The sequence below is a fragment of the Nocardioides sp. genome, assembly GCF_050699375.1.
In the GTDB taxonomy this organism is placed as follows: Bacteria; Actinomycetota; Actinomycetes; order Propionibacteriales; family Nocardioidaceae; genus Nocardioides.
Window position 1 is genome coordinate 1 of record NZ_JBOHDN010000036.1, and the last position, 8,793, is coordinate 8,793.

At 69.3% G+C, this 8,793-nt stretch carries 8 protein-coding genes; 5 read left to right on the forward strand and 3 right to left on the reverse strand.

Annotated features, from left to right (window positions below; all coding sequences use genetic code 11):
• Window positions 1–183: 183 nt before the first annotated feature.
• Window positions 184–966, reverse strand: a complete 783-nt coding sequence (locus ACRDPS_RS01940) for a siderophore-interacting protein (protein ID WP_431499929.1) — start codon at window positions 964–966, stop codon at window positions 184–186.
• A 37-nt stretch (window positions 967–1,003) separates the two neighbouring features.
• Window positions 1,004–1,675: a hypothetical protein gene (locus tag ACRDPS_RS01945; protein WP_431499930.1), complete on the reverse strand. Its 672-nt coding sequence runs from the start codon at window positions 1,673–1,675 to the stop codon at window positions 1,004–1,006.
• Between the two features lie 308 nt (window positions 1,676–1,983).
• Here ACRDPS_RS01945 and ACRDPS_RS01950 point away from each other — a divergent pair, with 308 nt between their 5' ends.
• The 5 genes from ACRDPS_RS01950 to ACRDPS_RS01970 all read left to right on the forward strand — a co-directional run bounded on the left by ACRDPS_RS01950 (window position 1,984) and on the right by ACRDPS_RS01970 (window position 6,687).
• Window positions 1,984–3,399, forward strand: coding sequence for a polysaccharide biosynthesis tyrosine autokinase (locus ACRDPS_RS01950; RefSeq protein WP_431499931.1), 1,416 nt, complete (start codon window positions 1,984–1,986; stop codon window positions 3,397–3,399).
• A 2-nt stretch (window positions 3,400–3,401) separates the two neighbouring features.
• A complete protein-coding gene (locus ACRDPS_RS01955; RefSeq protein WP_431499932.1) occupies window positions 3,402–4,796 on the forward strand; it encodes a hypothetical protein in 1,395 nt (464 codons plus the stop codon).
• Window positions 4,744–5,853: an acyltransferase family protein gene (locus tag ACRDPS_RS01960; RefSeq protein WP_431499933.1), complete on the forward strand. Its 1,110-nt coding sequence runs from the start codon at window positions 4,744–4,746 to the stop codon at window positions 5,851–5,853. The genes ACRDPS_RS01955 and ACRDPS_RS01960 overlap by 53 nt, the downstream gene beginning before the upstream one ends.
• Window positions 5,801–6,181: a hypothetical protein gene (locus ACRDPS_RS01965; protein ID WP_431499934.1), complete on the forward strand. Its 381-nt coding sequence runs from the start codon at window positions 5,801–5,803 to the stop codon at window positions 6,179–6,181. The genes ACRDPS_RS01960 and ACRDPS_RS01965 overlap by 53 nt, the downstream gene beginning before the upstream one ends.
• A 125-nt stretch (window positions 6,182–6,306) precedes the next feature.
• Window positions 6,307–6,687: a MarR family winged helix-turn-helix transcriptional regulator gene (locus ACRDPS_RS01970; protein ID WP_431499935.1), complete on the forward strand. Its 381-nt coding sequence runs from the start codon at window positions 6,307–6,309 to the stop codon at window positions 6,685–6,687.
• Between the two features lie 363 nt (window positions 6,688–7,050).
• On the opposite strand, the gene ACRDPS_RS01975 is transcribed toward ACRDPS_RS01970, so the two are convergent.
• Window positions 7,051–8,292, reverse strand: a complete 1,242-nt coding sequence (locus ACRDPS_RS01975; RefSeq protein WP_431499936.1) for a DUF222 domain-containing protein — start codon at window positions 8,290–8,292, stop codon at window positions 7,051–7,053.
• Window positions 8,293–8,793 lie beyond the last annotated feature (501 nt).

The following is an 8,793-nucleotide window of genomic DNA, read 5'->3' on the forward strand; positions in this document are numbered from 1 at the left end:
CCGGGACAGACGCGCCGACTCGACCCCCAAAACCGGGACAGACGCGCCGACTCGACCCCCAAAACCGGGACAGACGCGCCGACTCGACCCCCAAAACCGGGACAGACGCGCCGACTCGACCCCCGAATCTGGGACAGACGCGCCGACTCGACCCCCGAATCTGGGACAGACGCGCCGGGTCGGTCAGGCGGACTCGGCTTCGGCGAGGTCGCGCTTCCACTCGCGGAAGGTCTCCTCGGTGCGGCCGCGGCGCCAGTAGCCGGAGATGGAGAGGTCGGCCTTCGGGACGCCGCGCTCCTTGAGGAGGTAGGGGCGGATGCCGTGCATGGTGACGGCGGCCTCGCCGTGCACGAAGGCGTGGACGCGGCCGTCGAGCCACTTCAGGCCGCGAATGGCGGTGACGAGGGGCTGCTCGTGGCCTTCGGCGTCCTCGGCGGCGTGGTGGGTGTGGTCGCCGGTGACCAGCCAGGTCACCTCGATGCCTTCCGGATGCTCAAGGGGCTGCTCGTGGTCCGGCGCCGGGATGTCGATGACGGCATAGCCGCAGGCGGTGGGCGGCAGCCCGGCCAGGGCCGCGCGGATGGCGGGCAGGGCGGTCTCGTCGCCGGCGATCAGGTGCCAGTCGGCCGCGGGATCGGGCGAATAGGCACCACCGGGGCCACGCGCGGTGAGGGTGTCACCGGGCTTGGCAGCGGCGGCCCAGGGGCCTGCGTACCCCTCTGTGCCGTGGACCACGAAGTCGATGTCCACCGTGCCGTCCTCGACCGAGGGGTTGAGAGCGGTGTAGGTGCGCAGCACCGGACCGTCCGCCTCGTCGAAGGCGAGCTTCACGTAGCGGTCGGTGAACACGCTCGCCGAGAAGGCGCTGAGGTCCTCGGAACGGAAGCTCACCCGGATCATCGTGGGACTGAGACGCTCGGTGGCGGTGACGACGAGGGTGGTCTCAGGCTTTGCGGGACGGCTCATGGAAGGTAACCCTAACTTGGCATCCAACCGATTGTCGTCAGCCAGCGGGGGCCGCGGTCGGCGCGGCCGGTCCCGGAGGCGCCTGGCCGACATGCTGGGCCTTGTTGACCAACGAGAGGCCGGGCTCGGGCTCGAGCACCCGCAGCAGCGTCTCGACATGGGCGCGGGCCTCGCCGACGAGCCGCTTGGCCTCGCGCGGGGACCGCTTCCGCAGGTCGATCAGGTCGTCGTCGGCGGGTCGCCGAACCACCCGCCGCGCCTTCTGGAGCGGCGCCATGTCCACCAGCGTGAGCAGCCGAGCGGCCGCGCCCGCCTCGGTGCCGCCTAGGGCCTGACGCCCGATCTGGGCGCCGAGCGCGGCGATCTCGACGAGCGTGAACGTACGCGTCACGGCCGACGGCACCAGTCTGGCGACCTCGCGACGGTGGGAGCGCTCAGCGGTGATGATCAGGTCGGAGGCCTCGATGTCCTCGACGGTCAGACCGTAGGCCTCGTGCCGGCTCATCCGGACGCCGGCGGCGGCCACCTCGGCCGCGATCACCGGATCCATCTCATAGCCGACGAGTGCTTCGGTGCCGGCAGAGATCACCGAGATGCCGTGCCTGGCGACACCACTGGTCGGGCCTACGCCTTCGCGCAGCATCACCTCGACCGCTGGGGATCGTCGGATGTTCCCGGTGCACACGACCAGAATCGTCGCGGTGTCCATCACTGCCTACCTTCGACCAGTTGCCTTACGAATCTCGAGCGTGACATCTTGCGCCGACGCGGCCAACCCCCGAACGTGACGAACAGACATTACGCAGAGGACGCTCGACTCTGAAACTCGCGGCTGAGTAATCCCCCATTTGGGGGAACGGACCGCAGACCCGGCGTTGTCATCACCAAAACCGGGTGAGGATGTGGGATTGGGGCCCGTGGACGTACCCGGCCGGCGGATGAGTCACGGATGACAACTCGCCAAAGACAAAGACTGTCGAAGACAAGCCCGTCGAAGACATCGGATGGAGTGACCTGGTGGACCTGCGCGATTACGTCGCTGCCCTGCGAAAGCGCTGGTACATCGTCGCCGCTCTGGCGATCATCGGCGCCAGCGCGGCCTTCGCGCAGGCGCACGCGAGCCCACCGCAGTATCGCGCACAGAGCACCGTCTTCGTCTCGATCGCCCGCGGCGCGACCACTCAGGAGCTGGTCCAGGGCTCCACCTTCACCCAGGACATCGTGCAGTCGTACGCGAAGCTGGCGACCATGCCCGTCGTCCTCGACCAGGTCATCTACGACCTGGACCTGGACACGACGCCCAAGGCGCTGGCCGAGGAGATCACCGCCGAGAACCCGCTCGACACGGTGATCATCGAGATCGACGCGGTCGCCACGACCAGCAGAGGCGCCTCCGAGCTGTCCAACGCGGTCGCCGACGAGCTGACCACCACGATCACCAACCTCTCCCCCAGCAGCAACAAGAAGTCCGCCGTCGAGGTGACCGTGGTCGCCCGCGCCGATCCACCGAACGAGGCCTTCGCCCCGCGTACGCGGCTGGCCGCCCTGGTCGGCTTCACCGGCGGCTTCGGCCTCGGCGTCGCGATCGCCGTGGTCCGCGCCCTCCTGGACACCCGGGTCAGGACGGCCGCCGAGCTCGAGCAGCTCACGGACGTCGGACTCCTGGGCGCCATCCCGCGACGCCGTGGCCAGGGTCGTGTCCGAGGCGCGGTGACCGCCATCGATCCTCACAACGTCGCCTCCGAGGCCTATCGAAGGCTGCAGACCAACCTGCAGTTCCTGGACGCCTCCTCGACCGTCCGTTCGATGGTGGTGACCTCCTCGATCGGCGGCGAGGGCAAGTCGACGACCTCGATCAACCTGGCGCTGGCGATCGCGGAACAGGGTCAGAGCGTGCTGCTCGTCGACGCCGACATGCGTCGCCCGGCGGTCGCCGACTACTGCGGTCTCGAGGGTGCGGCCGGCCTGACGACGGTGCTGATCGGGAAGGCCGACCTCCCTGACGTCGTCCAGGTCTGGGGTGAGCGCAACCTGCACGTGCTCGCGATGGGCGAGATCCCGCCCAACCCGGCCCAGCTGATCGGCTCGCCACGGATGGCCGATCTCCTGGAAGAGGCGCGTGCGGCGTACGACGTCGTCATCCTCGACTCTCCGCCGCTGCTGCCCGTGGCCGACGGCGCGATCCTGTCGCGGCTCACCGACGGCGCCCTGGTGGTCGCCAACTGCCGTACGATCCACCGCCCGCAGGTCCTCGAGGCGATCGACAGCCTCGAGGCCGTCGACGCCCGCTGCCTCGGCATCGTCGCCAACCAGGTCCGTGACACCGCCGCGCACACCTACTACGGCCAGCCCGCGCAGGGATGGCTGAGCGCTCTCTTCACGGGCACCGGACGCGCTCGGGTGCAGCAGGGCCATCCCGCCGCCGGGAGCTGAGCATGGCCGTCGCGACGGCGGTCCGTTCCCCGCACTCCCCACGCGCCCGGAGCACCGCGCGCACCACCCGCACCGAGCGCACCGGCTGGGAGGTGCTGACCGCACTGCTGGCGGGAGCCGCGGCGTTCCTGGCCGGCACCGACTTCGATCTCGTACGAGGCCTGACGGTGGGTGGCCTGGTCGGCGCGGCGCTCGCACCGATCTGGGTCCGCGAGGCGAGCCGGTTCCGCGGGGCGGCGCTGGGCGGCGTACTTCTCCTCGCCTGTCTCCTCTCCGCGCTGGCGCTCACGACCTGGCGCGCCGCGACCCACCCCCCGACCGAGGCCGGTGTGCTGATCGAGCTGCTTCCGGTGATCTCGGCCGCGATGAGCGCGGGCGCGCTGCTGTGGGGACAGCGGGTGCTGTCGCCGGGGATCGTGGTGTGCCTGTACGCCGTGGGCTCGCTCGCCACCGCGACCACGGGATCACGGTTCGCTGAGGACCCGTGGCGGTTCGGGTTCGCGATGCCCGCGACGATGTTGCTGCTGGGAGCCTGCCTCCTGCTCGAGCACCGCGGCCGCAAACGCCTCGGCGCCGACATGGTCGCGCTCGGGGCACTGACAGCGGTCACCGCGCTCTCGGGTGCCCGGTCGATGAGCGCGTTCCTGATCATGACCGCGATGCTCGTGCTGTGGCAGCACCGTCCGGTGATGGCGAAGAAGGCCACCTCCGCACTGCTCTCGCTGGTGCTTGTCGGTGCGCTCGGCCTCGGGCTCTACCGCGCGCTCGAGGGGGCCGCGCTGGAGGGCTATCTCGGCTCCTCTGCTCAGCAGCGCACCGAGGAGCAGACCCAGGCTGCCGGATCGCTCATCCTGGGTGGACGGCCGGAGATCGGGGCCACGGTCGCACTGATGCTGGAGGAACCGCTCGGCTACGGCGCGGGCACCATGGCCACCCCGACCGACATGCAGGCCGCCAAGCAGGGCATGTCGGTGCTGGGCTACGACCCTGACAACGGCTACGTCGAGCACTACATGTTCGGCACCCGGATCGAGGTGCACTCGCTGATCGGTGACCTGTGGGTCTGGTTCGGGTTGGCCGGGTTGGTGCTCTCGGGGTGGCTGCTCTGGCTCGCGTCCGGCTATCTCGGCCGCAGTCTGGCCCACCGCACCGGCTCCGCCCTCGGACTCTTCCTCGCGCTGCAGCTGGGGTGGAACCTCTTCTTCGGACCGATCATCAGCTCGCTGCCGCCGCTCGCGCTCGCGCTCGGAGTCTTCTTGCTGCAACGCAAGGACGCGCCGGCGACGACGCCCGACCCGACCCCTCCGCGGCGGCCGAGACGCCCCGTGGCCGGCTCCCGGCGTCGTGACCAACGCGCCCGGCGCCGCTACCTGGCCGGGGGCCCGCAGCGTGCGTGAGGGCTGGATCGACTCGGCACGCGGCCTAGCGATCATCCTCGTGGTGCTCTTCCACGCCGTGATCAACCTCGACCTGGTCGGGCTGGCCGGCCCCTGGTCGCGGCTGGCCTACACCCTCGACACCTTTCGGATGCCGCTGTTCTTCTTCCTCTCCGGGCTTCTCGCCCACGGGTTGCTCGCCCGCCCTTTGCGGGACGTGCTGCGCACCCGATGCCTGAACCTGATCTACCTGTACGTCCTGTGGTGCCTGCTCCTCGGCACCTTCCGGGCGCTCCTGCCGCATGGCCCGCCCGACGGCTTGGCGTCCCTCACCCGGGTCCTGGTCGAACCCAACGTCTACCTCTGGTTCCTCTACACGCTGTGTCTGTTCACGCTCGTCGGCTGGATGACCCGGCGGCTGCCTGCCTGGCTGGTCATCGGCACCGCACTGGTCTGCTCTGCGGTCTTCGCCGCCGGGTTCGTCTCCACCGGTGACGTCGCCTGGGACAAGACGTTCCGCTACTGGTTCTTCTTCGTGCTGGCCACCCGGGCGGCACCCGCGGTGCGGACGGCAGCCCCACGGCTACGGCCGCCGCACGTGATCGCGGTCGGCGTGACGTACGCCGTGTTGTTGGGGTTCTTCCTCTACGTCGCCGACGACAGGACGATCTTCGTGCGGCCGTTGCTGGGACTGCTCGCCGTCGCCGCGGGGTGTGGTCTGGGGGTGATGATCGCCCGGATGCCGGCGCTCGGTCTCGTGCGCCATCTCGGCACCCGCACCCTGCCCGTCTACGTCGTCCACGCCTTCCCGATCACGGCGACCGCGGCCCTGCTGACCGGTCGCGACATCGACTGGCCGCCGGGCTCTGGCTTGGTGGCGGTGCCGCTACTGACCACGGTGGCCATCCTGCTGCCTCTCGGTCTCGACCGCCTGGTCACCGGCCGGATCCGGGGCATCTTCGACTTCCCGGTCGCCAGGTGGACGGCGAAGGGCAGTTTATATGCGAATCACATACAGTTGGATGATGTCAACGAGCCTCGAAGCGGCCATCAACGAATGGCACGCGAGCGTCAATGACGGGGACCTGGCGAGGTCTGCCCGAGCAGTCGGCGATCCGATCGTCGTCCTCGGCCCGAAGGGCGCCGGCCCGATAACCCCTGAACAGTTCTCGCAGTGGGTGGAACGATCGGGGATCAGGCTGCTCCCGCGGTCGTGGCACCCGGTCAGCGAGCGCCTGATGGTCGTCGAGGAGGACGCCACCTGGCCCGAGAGCGAGGCGACGTCGAGGGTGGCGACGGTCTTCCGGGTCGCCGGCGGCAAGGTGACAGCGGCCCTGCGCCTGCCGGACCTCCGCGCGGCCCTCGACCTGGCCTACATCTGCCGCGAGATGGCAGCATCGGAATGACCGGTCAAGGCGCAGGCCAGACCCTGTTCGGCTTCGTACGGCACTGGTCCCGCCGCCCGGCGACCGGTGACTCATCCGGTGACTCATCCGGTGACTCTGGGGCGGAGCAGGGGCGACTCGTGCTGGTGACTGAGGCAGTCCACGCCCTCAACCAGCGCCGCGTCTCCGCCACGGTCAACGCGATCGCGCACGAGATCGGGATCGACCAGAGCGGGGCATCACGATTGACCAAGAGTGCCGCAGCGGCCGGGTATGTGACCCTCGCGGCGGCCTCCACCGACGCTCGACGACGGGAGGCGACCCTCACCCCCGCCGGCCGTTCCATGCTGGACCAGGCTCACCGCTGGCAGGAAGAGATCTTCGAGCAGCTCGCCGCAGGATGGAGCGAGAAGAAGCGCCGGGACTTCCAGAAGGCGATGACCGACCTGATGGACCGTTCGTACGCGCTGGACACATCACGCCGCCGCTCGGTCGAGCATCACGCATCCGCCAGGAACCTGATGTGACTCTGCGGGTCTGAGTGAGACAGACGCGCCGGCTCGGCAGACCTCCGCGGGGCAGACGCGCCGACTCGGCCTCTTCTCGGACATTCACGCGACCCGACGCACTCACGTGGAGCAGTTGCGCCGACTCGGCGCGCTTGACTGAGACAGACGTGCCCTCGACACAGGTGAGTGGGACAGAGGCGCCGACTCGGCTCGCTCTGCTGGGGCAGTTGCGCCGACCCGGCTCGCTCTGCTGGGGCAGTTGCGCCGACTCGACCCGACTTGCTGGGGCGCAGTTGCACCGACTCGGTGCCTTCTGGTGGGTCAGATGCGCCGGCTCGGTCTGCTTGGGCGGGCGGTTGCGCTGGGTCGGTGATCGGGTGTTTATGTGCGTCTGGTGAAGCGGATGTTGCCGTTGGGGAGGCGTTCGTGGAGGTAGGTGTCGTCGTGGGCGCGGTGGTGGTGATGGGGGCAGAGGAGGGCGGCGTTGTCGAGGTCGGTGGTGCCGCCGAGGGCCCAGGCGAGCCAGTGGTGGGCTTCGGCCCAGGTGCCGGGGATGTCACAGCCTTCGGCTTGGCAGGTGGCGGATCTGAGGAGGAGGGCTCGGCGTTGGGCGGCGGTGAAGAGGCGCTGCATGCGGCCCCAGTCGAGGATCTCGGAGTCGCCGCCGAGGACTGCGGGCAGGATGTTGGCGGTGCAGGCCAGGCGGCGGGCCTCGGACGCGGTGATCGGGGTCCCGCCGAGGACCTGTCCGACACCAGTCTCGCGCCGGAGTTGGTCGATGTCGATGGTCACGATGACCGTGGTCGCATCCCCGCCATGGATGGGCAGCCGTGTCGGGTCGATGGCCTCGAGCATCTGGCAGAACGCCCGGCCCAGGCGACGTTGGTAGGGGAGGTAGTCGCCGGTGTCGGTGCGGGTGCCGTCGTCGCGTCGGGGTGAGGCGAAGGCTTCGAGGTTGGTGGCGAGCCGGTCCGCGACTGCGTCGGGGATGAGGGCGGTGATGCGGGTGGTGCCGTCGCCGAGGCGGTGCATGGTGAGCCGGGTCTTCTTGCGGGCGTGGGTTTCTTCGGCGGTGAGGCGTTGGGCTTCTTCGTGTTCGGCGATCTCGGGGGCGATGACGTCGAGGATCCGGCGCCCGATCCGACGCAGCTGGGTCGGATCGAACGAACCCGCGTAGCCGACCAGGGCTTCCTCGGCCCGGTCTTTGATCTCGGGGTCGAGATCGGCGGGGAGGTCGTTGAGGGCTTTGACGATGACATGGGCCTGGGCGAGGTTGCAGGCACCAGCCCGCATCGCCTCGGCCACCCGGTGGTAGCTCCGGTCCAGAGCCTCGGCGAGCCGTAGATCGGCGCGGAGTGCGTCGGCCCGGTTGTGGGTGTGGTGGTGGAGCCAGGCCGCGATATCACGCGCGGCGGTATCGGCGGCGAGGTCGCCGGCGTCGGCCATCACCCGCAGCTTCAACTCGGCGAGCTGTGCTTCGGCGTGGGCGATCTCGAGCAGCACGGTCGCCTTCTGGTCGGTGGCGAGGAATGATGGGTTCGCGTCCGCGACCTTGGTCAACGTCTCGACGATGGAAGTGACGCCGGCCAGCAACGGGTGTGGTTGTGCGGCTTGTGGGTTCATCGAAGCGGTCACCTCCCGGCGTACGAACTCTGCAGGCCTACGGGTGTAGGTCTGTTTCGGTTCGCCGCTCCTGGAGGCCCGTACGGGACGGGCTATTACTTACCCTCGCAGCTCGCGTTTGCGGCCCTGGTTCCCTCGTTACCCCAGTATCGGGGTCGCCCCTGGTGGGGTGGTCGGTCATTCCGCTTGTGCTTGCACCGGTCCTACCAGGCGATGCAACCCCAGGCAACCGAGATGGCACCGAAGGAACCCGGCCAGGACAGATATCCCATGCGAAGCATGGCCGCTGCTGGAAGCCCGCAAGAGAGGCAAATGGCACCCATGCCAGGCGCCCTGGTTCTAGATCTCCCAACCCGGACAGAGTATTGGCCCCGCCCACGCTGGAACCCGGGCACGCCATCGAGCAATCGCCACGCAGACACCGAGCCCGATTGGGGAGCCCGCGGCGCCATACGGTAATGTTCGCAGCGCTTCGGGCAGAGAGATTTGCCGGAGTTTCGG

Bases quoted from the DNA above. Each gene is read 5' to 3' on its own strand.
- ACRDPS_RS01940 (WP_431499929.1), bottom strand. From the start codon at position 966: ATGAGCCGTCCCGCAAAGCCTGAGACCACCCTCGTCGTCACCGCCACC.
- ACRDPS_RS01945 (WP_431499930.1), bottom strand. From the start codon at position 1,675: ATGGACACCGCGACGATTCTGGTCGTGTGCACCGGGAACATCCGACGA.
- ACRDPS_RS01955 (WP_431499932.1), top strand. From the start codon at position 3,402: ATGGCCGTCGCGACGGCGGTCCGTTCCCCGCACTCCCCACGCGCCCGG.
- ACRDPS_RS01965 (WP_431499934.1), top strand. From the start codon at position 5,801: ATGTCAACGAGCCTCGAAGCGGCCATCAACGAATGGCACGCGAGCGTC.
- ACRDPS_RS01975 (WP_431499936.1), bottom strand. From the start codon at position 8,292: ATGAACCCACAAGCCGCACAACCACACCCGTTGCTGGCCGGCGTCACT.